Consider the following 17,262-nt stretch of genomic DNA (forward strand, 5'->3'; position numbering starts at 1 on the left):
GTACGCTCACAGCGATAAAACCTACAATATAACAGTTTGGAACCTGCGTCACCCGACTCGGTGCGAAATCTACTTCAAGATTGACTGGCGGGCGTACAGGTTGAAGTCGTTTCGAAAAACGCGCCGCCGGCAAAACGTGTACCCGTCTGCGCCGCTATACGGCCTGTGTGGCGTCTGTAACCCGCGCCTCCAGTTCCGCTTGAAAGCTCGTACGCGCTTCAGGGGTCCATTGAAGCCATGTCGACATCGCGTCGATGACAGGGTCCTGCCAGCGGCTAAGCCAGTGTATATCGAAGTACAGGCTGCCCGTTCGGCGAATGAAAAAGTCGGACGGCGACGCGACGGCTTCGTACTCGAGTCCGTAGACGAGGGCCGCAAATACCTCTCGCGACAAACCGCGTTCCCGAGCCTCCTCGCCTCGGCTGCGGATGATGTCATACACGGTTTGCACATTGGTTCCGTACCGCCGGGCGAGGCGTGACGCCTCCCCTGGCGCGAGTCCCAACTGGATGCCTTCCTGCGTCTTCTCTTCGAGGAATGAAGCCAAGTGTTTCGCTCCTCCGAATTTGCCACCGGAGTATTCCAAGTGCTCCGTGGTACACGCGCCAAAGGTACGTCCCGTCTCCTCGCTCAACTCGGCGGCGACCATGGTGACGACCTTGTCGGCCATCTTGCGATAACCCGTGAGTTTGCCACCGGCGATAGTAAACAGGCCACTGTCGGATCGAAACACTTCATCTCGCCTCGAAATTTCGGAAGGGTGCTTGCCCTCTTCGTGGATGAGGGGACGAATTCCAGCCCAACTCGATTCCACGTCGTCGGCTGCGAGCTGCACAGTCGGAAACATGAAGTTCACGCACTCGATCAAATAATTGCGATCCGCCTCTGTCATGCGTGGGCATATGAGATCCCCTTGATAATTGGTGTCCGTCGTCCCGATGTACGTCTTTCCCTCGCGTGGAATCGCAAACACCATCCGCCCGTCCGGGACATCGAAATAGACGGCGTTCTGCAGCGGGAATCGCCGCCCGTCCACGACGATGTGGACGCCCTTTGTATGATGGAGCGTCTTGCCGACCTTAGATCCGTCGAGCGATCGAATGAAGTCCACCCAAGGCCCTGTCGCGTTGACCACCTTCTTCGCCCGAACCTCGTACGTCTTGTTGTGCAACACGTCGGTGACGACCGCTCCAACCACTCGGTTCTCGCGATAGAGGAGTTCTGTCACCTTCGTATAATTCAGTGCCATGGCCCCACGCGCGACCGCCTCCTTGATGATCTCGAGCGTCAACCGAGCGTCATCCGTTCGATACTCCACGTAGTAGCCCGCACCCTTGAGCCCGTCACGTCTGAGCAACGGCTCCTTGCCTAGCGTCTCTACACAGTTCAGCATTTTTCGGCGCTCACTGCGCTTGACGCCCGCCAATCTGTCGTACACAAAGGTACCCAACGAGCTGGCCACCCTGCCATAGGTGCCACCTTTCACAATCGGAAGAAGCATCCACAAAGGGGTTGTGATATGGGGTCCATTTTCGTAGACAATCGCGCGCTCTTTGCCGACCTCCGCGACAAGCCCCACCTCGAACTGTTTGAGATACCGAAGACCGCCATGGACGAGTTTTGTCGATCGATTGGACGTGCCTGCGGCGAAGTCTTGCATCTCCACCATCGCACAACTCATCCCTCTTACCTGGGCGTCGAGCAGAATGCCTGCACCCGTAATTCCCCCACCAATCACCAGGACGTCCAACTCCGTGTTTTGCAGCTGATTCGCCATCTCAGACCGCGTTCGCATCGAAAATCTATCCCACATCGCGCATCGCTCCCAACAGAAAAAACCACAGTGCTGCATGCACCATCCTGGTACATACAGCCTGTGGTTTTCTCCTCGTCTCACAACCAGCACTTTTAACTTGTAACCCGTTCCCATCCACTGCCGCGCATTATGTAAATGACCGCGTGGCATGAACTGCCTTTACCCAGCCATTATACAGGGCTTTGCGCTTCGCGTCATCCATTTGTGCGTCGAACACTCTGTCAATATTCCAGTTTTCAGAGATTTGTGCCTTGCTCTCCCAAAACCCAACCGCTAGACCCGCGAGATATGCAGCCCCAAGCGCCGTCGTTTCCAATACGACAGGTCGCTCCACCGGCACGCCCAACATATCACTTTGGAATTGCATCAGGAACTGGTTCGCAGCCGCACCGCCATCTACACGCAATTTTTTCAAGCGGACAGACGAATCGGCCTCCATCGCGTCTAACACGTCTTTGGTCTGATACGCCAACGATTCGAGCGTTGCGCGAACGAAGTGTTCCTTTTGCGTCCCGCGAGTTAACCCAAAGACGGCCCCGCGGGCATCGCTGTCCCAATACGGAGTGCCTAAGCCGACAAAGGCAGGGACCAGGTACACCCCGTCCGTCGAAGCCACTTTCGACGCGTACGATTCAGTCTCCGCGGCGTCCCGGAGCATGCGCAGTCCGTCCCGGAGCCACTGAACAGCCGATCCAGCGACAAAAATACTGCCCTCCAGCGCATACTGAACGCCGCCGTCGATGCCCCAAGCGATCGTCGTGAGGAGGCCGTGTTCTGACCGAACGGCCTTTTTCCCCGTGTTCATCAACATGAAGCACCCCGTGCCGTACGTATTCTTCGCCATGCCCGGCTCGAAACACGCCTGGCCGAACAGTGCCGCCTGTTGATCCCCGGCGATGCCGGCAATCGGAATGGCCTGGCCGAAGAACAGTTCTCGCGCCGTATGCGCATAGACTTCAGAGGACGAACGGACTTCTGGCAGCATCGATGCTGGAATGGTCAATATTTCAAGGAGTTCTTCGTCCCACTTCAAATCAAAAATGTTGTACATCAACGTGCGGGACGCGTTCGTGTAATCGGTGACGTGCCGCTTGCCGCCAGAGAGCTTCCAAACGAGCCACGTGTCAATCGTGCCGAAGAGCAAGTCCCCGTTGTTGGCTCGCTCCCGCGCCCCGTCGACGTGATCGAGAATCCATTTCACTTTCGTTCCGGAAAAGTACGCATCTATCAGCAGCCCGGTTTTGCTGCGGAACAGATCTTCATATCCCTGCTGCTTAAAGGCCTCACAAATATCGGCCGTTTGCCGAGACTGCCAGACGATTGCATGGTAGATCGGTGTACCCGTGTGTCTGTCCCACACGACGGCCGTTTCTCGTTGGTTGGTGATCCCGATGGCAGCAATCTCTTCTGCGCTGACTTGGTGGGTGGCGAGCAACTCCGAAATGACACTTTGAACCGACCCCCAGATCTCCATCGCGTCGTGCTCGACCCAGCCGCTTTGCGGAAAGATTTGATTGAATTCCTTTTGGGAAACGCCGGCGATATGGCCCGCCGCATCAAATAGGATGGCTCTCGAACTCGTCGTACCTTGATCGATGGCCAAAACGTATTTCTGCGTCATCGCGTGCTACCTCCTTCTCTCACTGGTGAGCAGAGACACAAAAAAAGCAAGACATCCGAGTTGACGGTGCAACTCAACAGTCTCGCGGTTCTCCAAGTCTCAAACCAGGGTTAACTTGTGGAAAACGGATTCATCTACGTTTATCAAAAATTCTACACACTCCGCTAGAGCTCCGTCAATTCCCATGCTGCAGATGTTCTCCAAACGACCACAAGTCGCGGTGCGACGTCGTGACAGCCGTGGCCCCGGACTCGAGAATCGAGCGTATCTCCTCCGGCGTTCGAATAAATCCGCCCGCTAGGATTGGCAACTTCGTCCCGTGCTTTACCTCGCGAATGACATCAGGTAGAACGCCCGGCAGCACCTCGATGTAATCTGGCTTTGAGCTCGCAAGTACCCGGTAACTGGTCTCAAGGCTGTGCGAATCGATTAGAAACACCCGTTGGATACCAAGAACGCGGTTCTTCTTCGCGGTTGCAATGACCGTGGAATGGGTGGAGATGAGACCGGCAGGCCGCACCATTTGACACAGGAACTGAGCCGCTGCCTCGTCGTGTTTGAGCCCTTGAATGAGATCGGCGTGCAGAAGTAACTTTTTTTCGTGTTGTTTCGCGAGCCGCACAAGACTCGGTAGTTGCGCCAGATGGCTCTCTAACAGCACGACATAGCGAAAGTCGCGCGTCATCACTTCCTCGAAATCCTTCATGTGCCGCACTGCGGGTATGATGGGCTGGTCCTGAAAGTGCACAATACGTCCCCCTCGCGTAGTCGCCGCGCGCCGTCGTCCAGGTAGAAAACACCGGTTATCGCCTCTATTCCACCGCGGTCACTTTTCCCATCTGCGTCATCATGCCAGGGATTCGACCTCGCCAGAGCGCGACCGCGTATCCGAACAGTTCCATCGGCAGGAAGTACAACAATGGCGCCCATTCTTCCGAAACGCTGGGCACGTGGATCTGCGGAAATGGAAGATGGCCCGCGAAATCGCCGACGACGACCACCTTCGACCCTCGCTTGTGAACCTCCAAAGCCATCTTGATGACGAGGTGTTGGGTAGCTCCATCTGGCGCAAAGAAAATCGCTCGATGGCCCGGACCTACGAGCTCGAACGGACCGTGGCGAAAGCTTCCCCCAGACAGTGCGCAAGCAAATAAATCGGTCGTCTCCGCCAAGATGAGTGCAGATTGAAGGGCCGTCGCCATCATCGGACCGCGGGCAACCAGGTGAATGGGATGCGGGACCCGCTCGCTCGTAACGTCGAGGAAGCTGATCATTTCCTCGGCCTGTTTCGCGATTTCACTGTGTTTCGTCTCGAGTACCCGCTGTAACTCCATCACGATATCCCGCGTCACAAGCTCTTCCCCGCTCAGTGCATCGACGAGCATGTGGAGTCCGAAACACGTACTCAAAAACGTCTTCGTCGTCGATCCCGCCTCTACCCCAGCGCCAAGCAACAGCACGTCGTCCGCCACGTGGGCCAAGGTGCTTTGTGGCTCGTTGGTGATGGCGATGACGCGTTCGACGCGGCCCTCAAGAAACTTCGCGAGCTCCCGCGTCTCGTAGCTTTCTCCCGACTGCGAGATGGCGATGACCCAGGACTCCTTGGCGATGGTGTCACGCTCGTAGTGAAGGACCTCCCCCGCCTCTTCCATGCGATAGGGAATGCCGGCGCGCGCGAGCCTCGGACGGATGACGATTGGCGCGTAGTGCGAACTGCCCATGCCGACAAACACAAGGGGGCGCGGACACCGGGCATACGCCTGCGACAGCCGCGATAGGAGCGCACTGCTTTGCCACGAATCGTATAGTCGGGAAAGCGCCATCGGCTGCTCGAGAATTTCAGTCAGGTACGTCATCACATGCACCTCATCCAGTCTGGTATCGTGACGAATTAGGAAGCTCCGCGGGGAGTCTGCCACGGCCGCACGGGCACTTCGCGCATCGCCTGCACATACGTTCGCCAGGTGGCTTCGTCTTCGCCGATGGTCTGCCCAGTGATGTCCACAAGTTCATGGTGTGCATACCGGACAAGCGTATGTCGACGATCCGATAGATAGTGGACTAAAACGTTTAGTCCATGGCGGCATCCGCAGCGCGCCAAGGCCCGCGCGATAGTAATTTCCAGATAAGCTAACCGCTCCTCAAAAAAGTCAGGCTGAACCATGAGCGTACAAACGTGGCCGTGAAAGAGCGGCATGCGGTGTAACCGCTCCAGCGCTGGAATACACGCAGCCGACCCGATTCCCTCTGCAATCTCGCAGACGCTGTCGACATAGTGAAAAATTCCGCTTCGATTATCGTGGAACCGCTCGAGGGTCGAATCGATTTTATCGACAATCGCTCTCAAGACAGGGATCGCGCGCTCATCTTTGACCATGGCAAGCGTGTGCAGAAGATAGGCGAGATCTGGCATTGCCCCCTGGTCAGGCGACGCCTGCGTATGCCGTATATTCGAGTCGCGCACCGGTAGTACGTCCCCGCCGAGGTGCCTTGTAATCTCCTCCAGAAGTACGGGTGTGGCGGCTTTGTCGCCATACCACGCGAGCGCCCTGGCGACCGTCCTCGCGCCAGACACCCGCCCATGGTCCATCAACAAGCCGAGCGCAGGCGTCCATTCCACAAGTTTGCATCCCACTCGGGAGAGCGCCGCCTTTAACGCCTTGGCGAGATACACGGGGTGCAGTTGTCCATCCTCGGGAAAGGAAATTGCGCCGCGAATGTCCCCTGAGATGTCCGGTTCGTCGCGAAGGACTTCTGTGGCTGATATCCACTCCACAGATGGCGGCGCGTGTGCCAGTGCAGCTCGAGCCGTACGTTCCTCCTCCTCTGTGAAGACCACGCGATACGTGCCCTCCTGAATGTAGTGAACAGAAATCCGACTGATCTCCTCCAGTTCCTCCGTCCAGGGTCGATGCATCGCTTGACTCTTCGCGAACATCCGCAAATGTTCCACGTTGTCCAGCATCTCCGCTTGTGGACACAACATGCCGGCAGACGCCGTGGACGCCTCTGCGCAAAATGCCCCTTTATCAATGACCGTGCACGCAATTCCTCGCTTGGTCAACGCCCAGGCGATAGAAGCACCAATGACGCCACCACCGATGATCACAGCAGTCGAACCACGACTCACATTCAGTCACCCCACATCTGATTTGGTCGCGCAGATGGCGAAAGGCCACGCCGACCTCTCAGACCAAAACGCGGAATATTCAAACACACAAATCCGTCGGATGGATTGGCGCCCGACCCTTCCAAGCGCCACTCGACCTGGGGCGTTTCCAGCGCGTCTACGCAGAACACGCGCTCATAAACCTCCCCTCCGCCGCGTTCACCCGTTTAAGTACCTCGCTCCACCAGCGCGTCGTCAAATCCGGTGAGTCGAAGTTCCCCAGCCTTCAAGAGCACGGTGGCAGCGCCCCCAAACGCAGCGGCATCTTCCCCGAGGCCTGCGAGTACGACCTTACATGGGACTGGCGACAATCGCGCAACTCCCCTCGCCAACTCGTCGATGAGTGGCCGCCCGACGCGCGACACTCCACCGCCGACGATGACGACATCAGGATTCAATAGCGTCACGATATTCGCAATGGAGAATGCCAAGTACGTGGTCGCCTGCCGCAATACGTCACTCGCGAGTGTATCTCCACGCTTGGCCGCTTCGAACAGAAGCGGGACGCTGACGTCGTCTGGCGTGAGACTCGTGTCCGGAAACTCCTTCAGCTTCGCGAGTGCGAGTTGCTCCATCCCTTGGCCAGACGCCGTCTGTTCCAACGGCCCGTAATCGCCGAGGCTCAGCTTCGGCTTTGTGGTAAAAGGATCAATGTGGAGATGGCCGATTTCGCCGGCATACCCCCGCCCGCCGCGGTAGACTTTTCCCCCGAGGATCAGGCCAGCACCAATCCCAGTGCCCACCGCAATCAGCACGACGTTATCCTGGCCTTGTGCTGCGCCCTTCCAGCGCTCCCCAATCACCCCCATGTTCACGTCGTTGTCGATCCAGATGTCCCCAGGCAAACTTTGAAAAAAGTTCGTCGCGGGAAACTGGTCCAAGTGCAGCCCTGGTGCCTGCACAACCACGCCATCGTCGGCGGATGTCACACCCGGGAATCCGATGCCTGTTCCAATGATCTGCGTCGGACTGATGCCCGAAGATTGGATGACATCGTGGACTTCACGCAAGATATGGTCCATCGAATTAGTCCCTGACGCGTGCGACTGGAATTTTCGGCGTACCACCACGTTCCCGTCCAAATCTGTAATCATGGCAATCGTTTTGGTTCCGCCAATGTCAATGCCAAGCGCATATTTGGCACTTGCGACGTAATTCAAATAAACCGGGCGGCGCCCCCCAGCCGACGTCGACTGGCCGGTCGCGCCTTCGCGGATCCTGCCCTCGTTGATCAGTTGATCGACAATGGAAGATATCGTCGACCGACTCATATTTAACGTCCTTGCGACGGATGCTCGAGACATGGGGCCATGCTCTTTGATCAAATGAAGCACGTTCGCTTTGTTGGCGCGTCCCATCGTTGACGGAGTCCTCTTCTCCACCTGCACAGTCAGCTGTCCCCTCGCTCCTTGAGTCTATTGTTTAGGTTCCCTGTCGCCTATCAATTTCCTTTAATCTATCACTGTGCAAACTAGCAAGCCACTTGGCCGTGTCCGCCAGCCCACGCAAGCGCGGTTGGCGTCCTCACGCTGCTTCATTACAGCAACAAGCGATTCAACGACATGTTCGCTCGGAAAACGAACTAACCAGCGAGACGATCACATCGACCGTCGAAGTTGTAAATCGCTCAGATTTTTCGGTCTGTTTCCGGATAAACTCCATTTTCGCACGCATCTCTGTCTGTAACATCGATCATGTATTTCACACCATAAATCTCCGTCAAAACCCGATCAAGCGATTTTAATACTTAATATAACAAATAAAATACAGATTGGCTTGTCTGCTTTTTCGTTTTGTTCGGGAAGCTATCGAACCTAACGGAAACGGTTCACCCTCCTTTAATCGAACGCAGAAGGTCCTCCCACCGGGTGCTCACGTTTATCTTATGATGCATTGTCACGCCCAAATACTCGAACACTCTCCCTGCCGTTCTCCACCGCAAGTTATGTCGGAACAATCTATATACATGGAATGGTTCGTATCTTAATATATGGCGTGAGGTGAGATGGGTGCAGCGGATATTCAGCTTTTACTACTTTGTCTATTTCGTCGCAATGGCAGCGACTCAGCCGTTCGTGACGCTCTACCTGAACGGCAAAGGCATCAGCAGCACGGAAATCGGACTGTTGCTGGCAGTCGGGTCGGGCGCTGGTATCGTGGCGCAACCTGTCCTGGGCTATGTCAACGATCTCGCCCACGACTCTCGACGCATCCTCCTCCTGTCCGTCATCTTGTCGCCCATCATGTTCGCAGGCTACGGCCTGTCACACAAATTCTGGCCGCTGTTTGCCGTATCGGTGTTACTGGCGACCGCCCAATCCGCGGCCCCGATTATGGACGCCCTGGCTGTGCAAGAAGGCACTCGTTCTGGCTTCTCCTATGGCCAGATTCGGCTCTGGGGAGCGCTGAGTTTCGCGCTGACCACGATGGTCGCAGGCTACGTATACAACATCGTCGGTACTTCATCCTTCTTTCTGGTCTACGGCGCCCTCTCCATCGTTCTCGCCTGGACTACGTTTTATCTTCCACGGTCAGCGGCGCTGTCCCGCCCGCAAGAGAACCTGTTTCGGGGCATCTGGAACGTACTCTCCAATCGGTCTCTCATCTTCTTTATCGCAATTTGTTTCGTCCTATCCACGTCCATCTCAATTAACTTCAGCTTTTTGCCGCTGTATTACAAAGATTTGCACTACCCGATGGGTTGGGTCGGGTTGAACTTCACGGTCGCCGCGCTTGTCGAGGTTCCGTTTTTCTATCTTTCAGGAAAGATTCTGACGCGCGTTGGCCCGATGCGCGTGGTCATCCTCGCCAGCATCCTCTACACCGCCAAATACATCATCATGGCATTCGCCCCTGGGGCGGTCGCGGTCATCGTCATTCAGGTCCTCGATGGCACCGCCTACGCGCTCTATTGGAGTACCGGTGTCCAACTCGTCGCCGCTTTGGCACCGCCGCGTCGTACTGCCACCGCTCAGACCCTGTATGGTGCCATTGCCGGAAGTCTCAGCAATATCGTCGGTTCCAGCGTCGGAGGGCTCCTGCTTCAGCATCTCGGACCCTCAAACCTCTACTTCGTGACGGCAGGAATCGGCACGCTGTCGCTCATTGGGTTCCTCATTTTTACACGCTGGGGTCTACACAAGACTGCATCCTGCTCCCCGTCTATATGAGTAGATTTCAACCCTTCCGCACACAATAGCGCATGCGCAATTCTCTTAAACATCGCCTAAAAGGTCTGAATCCCACAGTGGGAGAGATAAACATTGAAGTTCAAGTTAAACTACAAAATCCTCCTGCGTTTCGGATTGACACTTCAAGTCATCAAGACAGCTGTGGCATCCGGCGTATCTTGGATTGCTTCCTCCGCAATCTCTCACCCGTATCCATACTTCGCTCCCATGGCGGCAATCTTGACGATGCAGGCCACCATCTCCGAATCCATCCAGAAGGGCGTGCAGCGGGTTATCGGCATTATCGGTGGTGTGATCACGGGCATGTTGGTGGTCCATTGGTTGCAAATCGATGCCCTCTCCATTACGTTGGCCATCTTGGTAGGCATGGCGGTATCCACGGCGCTGCGATTCAGCGCGCAAATCACGTCGCAGGTAGCCGTGACATCCTTGCTGATCTTGGCCTTCGGTCGTTCACCCGGATACGCAGTCGGGCGCATCCTGGATACCCTCATCGGTTGTGCGACTGCCATTCTCGTCAACGCGATTATCATTCCACCCAATCCGCTCCCGGCAGCGGAACGACGAGTTTCCCAAGTCAGTAAGGCGGCTGCCTTTGCCCTACAGCATTTGGCGACTGCATATGAACAGAATCGACTAGGGGATGAACTTTCGACTGTAAAACAAGTCGTACAACAGACACTGGAAAGCTTTGAGGCAGTCCGTTTAGTAGAACAGAATTTGCTCTTTAGTCCTCATCTTCGTACACGACGAAGCCGATTTGAGCAGTTGGCGATAGGCATTAACCACTTGGAGCACATTGCGGTACAAATACGGGGGATTGCACGTGGCATGATGGATCTCGGCACGCCCAGCCAGCGCCCCGCTTACTTCACAAACGCCATGCGCGCCACTTCCGAGTGCATCAGCCTGTATGGCGAAACGCTGGCTAAGCCAGACAGCAACTTGCGGCAAAAGCTGGCCCTAGCTGTGGCACAAGCGCGAACCAAGCAGTCTCTCTGCCTATTTCAACTCCAGGAGACCAAGGGGCTCACGGAACTTCGCGACATGGGCGCTGTGCTGTCAGACTTGAGTCGGATTCTCGATGAGGTCAGCGAAAAATCGGTCATCATGACGGGACCAGAATTCAATTTTGTCCGCTCGTGAACTGCTACAAGGAAGCTAAATGGAGTGAAAACTTATAACCGCTTCGCATGAAATCGGCTCGACCATGGATCGCGAAAGCGGCAAACCTGTCTGAAAAGCGGGGACGCAAAGTCACAGGTCTAACGTGTACACTACGACAGCTGGACTGCCATGAACCGCCACTTCCACACGGAGGGGTACGGGTGACACCAAAGATCGAGGTACATATTTTACTAGACAAAGAATGGATTCTCCTTATGATGTTGGCAAAGCATTTAGGTTTGAACCTAGCACAAGTGCGTCATAACCTCCAAGAACTTCGGCACAGTCCTTATTCTGCAAGCGTCAATGCGAGACTTATCGAAGCATACTGACGACAAGAGGGGGCTTTGGCGCCCCCTCTTTTTTCCATCGGATTGGGTAGAACGATCTACCCGTATCTAAACGCTACTGAGTTCCCAATATTTTTTCCACCAAAACCAGTTGGTTATATTGAAATATCTCCTGCATCGTCTCAAGTGCAGCTTGGAGGCGACCAGAGTAGTCGAAATCCTCGTTGCGTGACAGTTCAATCGTTCTGCGCGAAATCGGATCGCGATAGATCATGAGATTTTGCTCGGCGCTCACTTTCCATCCGCGGGATCGCAAAAAGGCGTCCACGTTTCCGAGCGGAATCGTGCGAAGAAATGAGTGATCCGTAATGCTGATATTCACGTTTTGAAATCGATCGAACATCGTCATTCGTCCTTCCCGGGTTGTCCCCACAAGCAGTATGGTCGTCACCCAGATCACACATACCAATACTGCGTTAGCGAACGGACGAAATTAATGTTATAACACTAATATTAGTTCTGTACTATTATCATTGGGTGCTGAGAAAGCAGGAGGAATGATGGGCGACTTATTGACTATCGACGAAGTCTTTACGCTCCTGAAGAAGGCGGGTGTCACCTCGTCGATACAAATGACGCGGACTTGGGTTCGAGAAGGTAAAATTCCCGGCGGAATGATGCCGAAGGGTGCTCGTAACCGCAAGGAAGGATGGCGTGTGCCACGGGAGAGCGTCCACGAATTTATTCACTCGAGAAGACCTGAGCAAGTTGAGTTGGAACGGCTTCAGGCAGAGGTGCAGCGATTGACCATCGAACTGGTCTCGATTCGACGCAGGTCCGCGGCTTGGATCGCACACGATACTCGACACGCTGCGGCCAAGGAGACGGTTCATGAGGTGCTCCGGGATGTCATTGCGAGTGTCCCGTATGCCCCGGAGCACGTGCAGATAGTCGAAGATGTTCTTTTGGGTTCTGTACACAACTTCAACTACCAGCAGTTGAATCTCCTTTGCGAGACCCTGTTGCACTCGGCATCGCAGGTACTAGAACTTGAGTGCCCTAAGCAACCTGCGGATGACAGTGCCGGATCTGAATAGAAAGTGTCGACACTTTGCCCGCAGGGACGGCCACCACGGCGGCACTGCAGAGTCGTTTTCGCAGAGTCGTTTTAAGATGAAATACGACAGATTATCGCGACGCGTGAGATGATTCTGGATAATAAATCACCATGCTCACTCGAACCAGCGCAGTTCCCCGGTTGTGGTACACGTGGGGTACGTCTGCGCGAAAGCGAATGGAATCCCCATTTTGCACGGTATACTCATCTTCATCGACGCAAATCGTCAGTTCGCCGTCGAAGACGGTTACGAACTCGTGTGTTCCCTCCATGTGAGGTTCTGCATGAAGAACAGCTCCCTGATCCATTTCTACCGCGTACATCTCAAAACACCGCTCCGATTCAATCGGGAAAAACGGATAAACGCGATATCTCCCATCATCTTCAATCAGCGGTTGAACCCCGCTCTTCGGAATCACCATCGTATCGATCTGTGGTTTTTGAAGCAGTGAAGTAAAGGAAATCTTCAGTCCGTTCGCTATTTTCCAGACGGTCGTGATGGTGGGACTGGACTCACCACGTTCGATTTGTCCCAGCATTGCCTTGCTGACCCCAGTCATTTCTGCGACTTTATCAAGGCTCAGTTTCTTTTCTTCACGAAACGTTCTCAGATTCTGCCCAAGTACCGCGTTAATGTCTTCCACGTCAAACGCCCCTCTTGTATTACATAACGCACGATTATATAATCAAAACGCACAAACGTTAAGACGCACATCCGTTATACCATAACATACGAAACGGAGGATATTGTCTATGCATATCGTCCCATTTTTGACTTATGTGTTTGTCACAACCTTCACGCCCGGACCCAATAACATCATGTCGATGTCTAGCGCCAGCAGACACGGGTTTTCGAACACGCTGAAATTCACTCTAGGTGTAGCTGCCGGATTTTTTGTGATTCTGCTCTTAAGTTGTTATTTTAATCTGCTCCTGTTTCATTTCGTACCGAAAATTGATCTGATCACAAGTATTTTAGGTGCCATCTACATGCTGTATCTCGCTTTTAAAGTCGTGAAGAGCACACGAGCCACGGAACACAGCCATGATCAGACATCCAATTCGTTCGCCTCCGGACTCGTCCTGCAATTCATCAATCCCAAGGTCATCGTCTATGGACTTACTGTGATTTCAACATTTATCATTCCACTTTACAAATCCACCCTGATGTTTATCCTCTTCTCCCTCTTCCTTGCGCTGGTAGGATTTCTCGCAACATCGTGTTGGGCGGCGTTCGGAGCTGGATTTCAACGATTCCTAGCAACATACCGCTCCCTGTTCAATCTAGTCATGGCACTGATGCTCACGTACAGTGCAATCTCTATCTTCATTTGAGTCCCCTGGCACGCTTGATTTGCCGGGGCGGCTTCGAGAGCATGTGTAAAAACCTGTATAACCATGTAAAATTACTTGAACTTGGGAACCATATTTAATTTTCAAGTGCACTTCTACATTTTACAATCGACTAAGACCCCTATCGTCTAAACTGATAAGCTCTGAGGAATTGTGAAGACATGAATAGATACGCATTTAGCATCTTTTCGATTGTGTTCATTTTCGTCGAATCGTTTTATTTAAATCGCATGATGTCCCTTTGGGAATTGGTCATCACTGGTCTGGTCTTAGTCGTGTCGTACGGACTCTTTTCCATTCTCAACTCTGGATACAGTCTTGCTATCGCAGTGACGGAGGTTCTTGCCCTCGGCTTCTACTTTGTGTTCCACGCGTGGTTGAACAGAGCTGGAACGATCATTCAAACTCGGTACATTGTTTTACATCTCTCCATCACAGCAACCATCGTTTTGCTCTGGTTAAACGCACAATATGGTAGGAAATTGTTTTTAAAGAACAGGGAATTGACGAATTTTGTTGCAGCCCTTCAAAAGAGAGATGAGGCGACCGGGGGACTGACGCGCAACGAGCTATTATATCGACTTGAAGATATCTGGACAGGATTAAAACGTAGAAACGAAACGGGATACCTGTTAAGAGTAGCTGTACCGGATTCAATCCTGTATTCCCAAGGGACAATTCTCAACAAAGTGTCGCAAATTGCCCTACGTAGTGTCAGAAGCCATTACGACATCGTCGGGAGCATTTCAAACAACGCGATTTGTATTGTGCTTCAAAACACTTCGAAAGAAGGTGTCGAGAGAATGCTGAATCGCTTTAATCACCTATTGTCGGAGGCCCTATCGGCACAGATCATCGACTCACTCCAAATTGAGCAGGTCGAGATTGCTTTAGATGCGCAAAATGGTCGAGAGTGGTTCGAAAACATATTGAACGCAAAGCGGTGGACCAAACAAGGGTCCGCCTCATGAACATCTTTCTACTCACCATCGCCGTGAGCTTTTGGCTACTGTTGTCTTATTACTCAGTACTGAACATCGCTGGAATCATCGCGAGATCAAGGATAAAACCAACCGCCTCGTTCCAGGCGAACAGGTACCCTAGTGTCGCTATTCTCATTCCTGCCCACAACGAGGGAAAGGTGCTCGCATCAACGCTCCACTCGATGGTGATGTTGGAGTATCCAGGGGACTTGAGTATTTACGTGCTCAACGACAATTCCACGGACAACACCGGCGAAATTGCGGATGAGTACGCGAACGCATTTCCCATCGTAAAGCACATACATGTCCCACCTGGTTTTCCAAAAGGTAAGGCTCGCGTACTAAATCATGGACTATCTATAGTCCATTCGGAGTATATCGCCGTGTATGATGCAGATAATCAACCCGAACCAAGGGCTCTAATTCCCTTAGTCGAGGCGGCCATGACAACCCCTGACGCAGTGGGCGCGGTCGGATACGTTAAGACCCTCAATGAAACGCGCAATTGGCTCACGCGGATGATTGCGATTGAGTTCTCGGTGTTCCAATTATTAATGCAATGTGGTCGCTCGTTACTCATGAATTTGGGATCATTCACAGGTACGAATATGGTCGTGTCGCGACAAGTGCTACTTCAAGTGAACGGTTGGGAAGAATACGCATTGGCGGAAGATGCTGACCTCACCATGAAACTGACCGCCGCGGGTGGAACGATTCCTGTGGTGTGGCAATCCCGGACATGGGAACAAGAACCCGAGCGTTTTCGAATCTGGTTTCGCCAGCGGACTCGATGGATGCAGGGTAATCTTTATCTCATTCAAAAGACGTTTCGCGAACCAACCTGGTTAAAGGTACGCTCGCTGTTTCACACGGTGCAGCTGCTGTCTGTGTACATCGGTTTCGTGCTGTTCTTGCTCATTTCCGACGTCTGGTTCGTTCTTGGCGTGCTAGGCGTCGTCCATGTGAGTTACACGATTCCACTACTTCTGATATGGTTTGAATCACTCGTCATCTATATCATTCAACTCATGACGGCATCAAATTTAGACGGATTGATGAATGGAAAAAACATGCTGATGGTCGCGCTCATGTACTTTACCTACGCACAACTATGGGTTTCGTTGCTGTTGTGGGCTATCTTTAAACAGATACGCACGAGAAAGCTCACCCCAGTGTGGGATAAAACTGTTCGATTTTAGCGTTGACGTGTGTTTCTACACTTCATCAAACTTCATAAAACTCCATAAAACTCGACGAAACTTGACGCTGGTTTGCATATTGATTTGCAAATCGATTTGCATAAAATAGAGCGGAGTCTATGCGGCTGCCGCTCTTTTTACATACCTCTCTACAGTTGAACCATTTTCCTAAAAGAAAAACCCGCCAAGGCGGGTGTCCTCAACTTATCCACCTATTCTCATCACTGACTTGAAAAAGTGGGAATTCACCATCATCGTAATAAATTGCCCATCGGTCCGATATATCAATAAATTTCTTCAGTTGGTCATACTCTTGTTTGTTGTAATCGACCACTGAAAGACCGGTAATCCATTTGAAAACGTGATAATGATACTGTGTTTCTTCTACGACATACGAACTTACATAGTGGATACTGGGATCACAGGCTGAATTGTATACTCGAACTTTTATTGCATCCAGACGCCTATCCTTTTGAGGATTTATCAACATGAGCATCACCCCATCATATGGGTACGCGACACTTTATTAAAAAATGTCTAATCACTCATCGCACTGAGCAAAGCGCCAGCGAAAGGTGCCCGCCCTAGACTACGCTCAGTCGAATAGGACATTCTGCCTTCTTCATACGCTTACTTCGTAAAGGCGGAGTTCACGTGAATGACTCTCAGAGAGAAAGACTTTTGACTCGTATTTCCATCCTCGCAAGCGAAGTAAATATACTCAAAGAAGAGGTCAATCGACTCGGAGAACAAGCAGACCGCTTCCAACGTGAGGCAGACCGATTAAAGTATACAGTTCGAAGCACCTACGATGCGAGTTATGAACTCCGTGCTCAAATCTACGTAGTCCCTCTTAATTCGGATACTTAACCGCCTTGTCCACGTTCGACCAATTTCCGCGTGATGTTTCTGTTCATAACCAAGATTGGGACTATCACTAAATAGGCCAAAGCAGAATACCACCATCTCCATCCGTTGTAGTAAAAGAATGTAGAACGTGTAGCCAAGGCTTCGTAAAGGCTGCATATTGCGTCAGTCGCTAGTACAAAACCCACTTTTGAAATCCACGTTCTTTTGTACGGATAGAAATTAATAATGATGGCATTTCCAGCCGGCGTTGCGCTCAATCGACGGCGCGTCTCTGATGCCACCGAAAAAAGATCACCCCTTTCGCATGTACATAAAAAAGGATGTGGTGGGGATTTATTACGGGCACACAAAAAGACGCCTGCTGGGTCGTGTTTATCAAGCGCCTTTCGCTAAATGTGCTTGATATCATTAAACACGGGTTATTTTGACATGAACTGTTGAACCGAAAACAACAGCGGTTCAACAGCCGATTTGCTCATTAAGTGA

General features: G+C 52.6%; 15 protein-coding genes and 1 riboswitch. Of the genes, 6 read left to right on the forward strand and 9 right to left on the reverse strand.

Annotation, left to right across the window (positions count from 1 at the left end; genetic code table 11):
• Positions 1–154: 154 nt before the first annotated feature.
• The 6 genes from NZD89_RS16335 to NZD89_RS16360 form a co-directional block, all read right to left on the reverse strand.
• Positions 155–1,813: a glycerol-3-phosphate dehydrogenase/oxidase gene (locus tag NZD89_RS16335; RefSeq protein WP_431308620.1), complete on the reverse strand. Its 1,659-nt coding sequence runs from the start codon at positions 1,811–1,813 to the stop codon at positions 155–157.
• Positions 1,814–1,943: 130 nt separating this feature from the next.
• The gene (gene glpK / locus NZD89_RS16340; RefSeq protein WP_268003863.1) at positions 1,944–3,437 is read right to left on the reverse strand and encodes a glycerol kinase GlpK; all 1,494 of its coding nucleotides are present in this window, start codon (positions 3,435–3,437) and stop codon (positions 1,944–1,946) included.
• A 175-nt stretch (positions 3,438–3,612) separates the two neighbouring features.
• Complete coding sequence (locus NZD89_RS16345; RefSeq protein ID WP_268003864.1) at positions 3,613–4,185, reverse strand: glycerol-3-phosphate responsive antiterminator; 573 nt, start codon at positions 4,183–4,185, stop codon at positions 3,613–3,615.
• A 64-nt stretch (positions 4,186–4,249) separates the two neighbouring features.
• Positions 4,250–5,293, reverse strand: coding sequence for an SIS domain-containing protein (locus tag NZD89_RS16350; RefSeq protein WP_268003865.1), 1,044 nt, complete (start codon positions 5,291–5,293; stop codon positions 4,250–4,252).
• Between the two features lie 35 nt (positions 5,294–5,328).
• On the reverse strand, positions 5,329–6,567 hold the full coding sequence (locus NZD89_RS16355) for an NAD(P)/FAD-dependent oxidoreductase (RefSeq protein WP_268003866.1): 1,239 nt from the start codon (positions 6,565–6,567) through the stop codon (positions 5,329–5,331).
• A 206-nt stretch (positions 6,568–6,773) separates the two neighbouring features.
• Positions 6,774–7,994, reverse strand: a complete 1,221-nt coding sequence (locus tag NZD89_RS16360; RefSeq protein ID WP_268003867.1) for an ROK family transcriptional regulator — start codon at positions 7,992–7,994, stop codon at positions 6,774–6,776.
• Positions 7,995–8,615: 621 nt separating this feature from the next.
• On the opposite strand from NZD89_RS16360, the gene NZD89_RS16365 reads away from it, so the two are divergent.
• On the forward strand, positions 8,616–9,776 hold the full coding sequence (locus NZD89_RS16365; protein WP_268003868.1) for an MFS transporter: 1,161 nt from the start codon (positions 8,616–8,618) through the stop codon (positions 9,774–9,776).
• Between the two features lie 93 nt (positions 9,777–9,869).
• A complete protein-coding gene (locus NZD89_RS16370; RefSeq protein WP_268003869.1) occupies positions 9,870–10,943 on the forward strand; it encodes an FUSC family protein in 1,074 nt (357 codons plus the stop codon).
• 69 nt (positions 10,944–11,012) lie between these two features.
• Positions 11,013–11,096, forward strand: a riboswitch (cyclic di-GMP riboswitch).
• 273 nt (positions 11,097–11,369) lie between these two features.
• On the opposite strand, the gene NZD89_RS16375 is transcribed toward NZD89_RS16370, so the two are convergent.
• Positions 11,370–11,657 carry a hypothetical protein gene (locus tag NZD89_RS16375; protein ID WP_268003870.1) on the reverse strand — a complete coding sequence of 96 codons (288 nt, stop codon included), beginning with the start codon at positions 11,655–11,657 and terminating at the stop codon, positions 11,370–11,372.
• Between the two features lie 154 nt (positions 11,658–11,811).
• On the opposite strand from NZD89_RS16375, the gene NZD89_RS16380 reads away from it, so the two are divergent.
• Positions 11,812–12,351: a helix-turn-helix domain-containing protein gene (locus NZD89_RS16380; RefSeq protein WP_268003871.1), complete on the forward strand. Its 540-nt coding sequence runs from the start codon at positions 11,812–11,814 to the stop codon at positions 12,349–12,351.
• 91 nt (positions 12,352–12,442) lie between these two features.
• Here NZD89_RS16380 and NZD89_RS16385 read toward each other — a convergent pair whose 3' ends face one another.
• Entirely contained in the window at positions 12,443–13,015 is a 573-nt protein-coding gene (locus NZD89_RS16385; protein ID WP_268003872.1) for a helix-turn-helix domain-containing protein, read from the reverse strand.
• Positions 13,016–13,124: 109 nt separating this feature from the next.
• On the opposite strand from NZD89_RS16385, the gene NZD89_RS16390 reads away from it, so the two are divergent.
• From NZD89_RS16390 to NZD89_RS16400, 3 genes are all read left to right on the forward strand, one after another.
• Positions 13,125–13,706 carry a LysE family transporter gene (locus NZD89_RS16390; protein ID WP_268003873.1) on the forward strand — a complete coding sequence of 194 codons (582 nt, stop codon included), beginning with the start codon at positions 13,125–13,127 and terminating at the stop codon, positions 13,704–13,706.
• Positions 13,707–13,885: 179 nt separating this feature from the next.
• Complete coding sequence (locus NZD89_RS16395; RefSeq protein WP_268003874.1) at positions 13,886–14,695, forward strand: hypothetical protein; 810 nt, start codon at positions 13,886–13,888, stop codon at positions 14,693–14,695.
• A complete protein-coding gene (locus tag NZD89_RS16400) occupies positions 14,692–15,906 on the forward strand; it encodes a glycosyltransferase family 2 protein (RefSeq protein ID WP_268003875.1) in 1,215 nt (404 codons plus the stop codon). The genes NZD89_RS16395 and NZD89_RS16400 overlap by 4 nt, the downstream gene beginning before the upstream one ends.
• 866 nt (positions 15,907–16,772) lie before the next feature.
• Here NZD89_RS16400 and NZD89_RS29695 read toward each other — a convergent pair.
• Positions 16,773–17,057 carry a CBO0543 family protein gene (locus tag NZD89_RS29695; RefSeq protein WP_369125200.1) on the reverse strand — a complete coding sequence of 95 codons (285 nt, stop codon included), beginning with the start codon at positions 17,055–17,057 and terminating at the stop codon, positions 16,773–16,775.
• Between the last annotated feature and the right edge of the window lie 205 nt (positions 17,058–17,262).

It is taken from the genome of Alicyclobacillus fastidiosus (assembly GCF_026651875.1).
Taxonomy (GTDB): Bacteria; Bacillota; Bacilli; order Alicyclobacillales; family Alicyclobacillaceae; genus Alicyclobacillus; species Alicyclobacillus fastidiosus.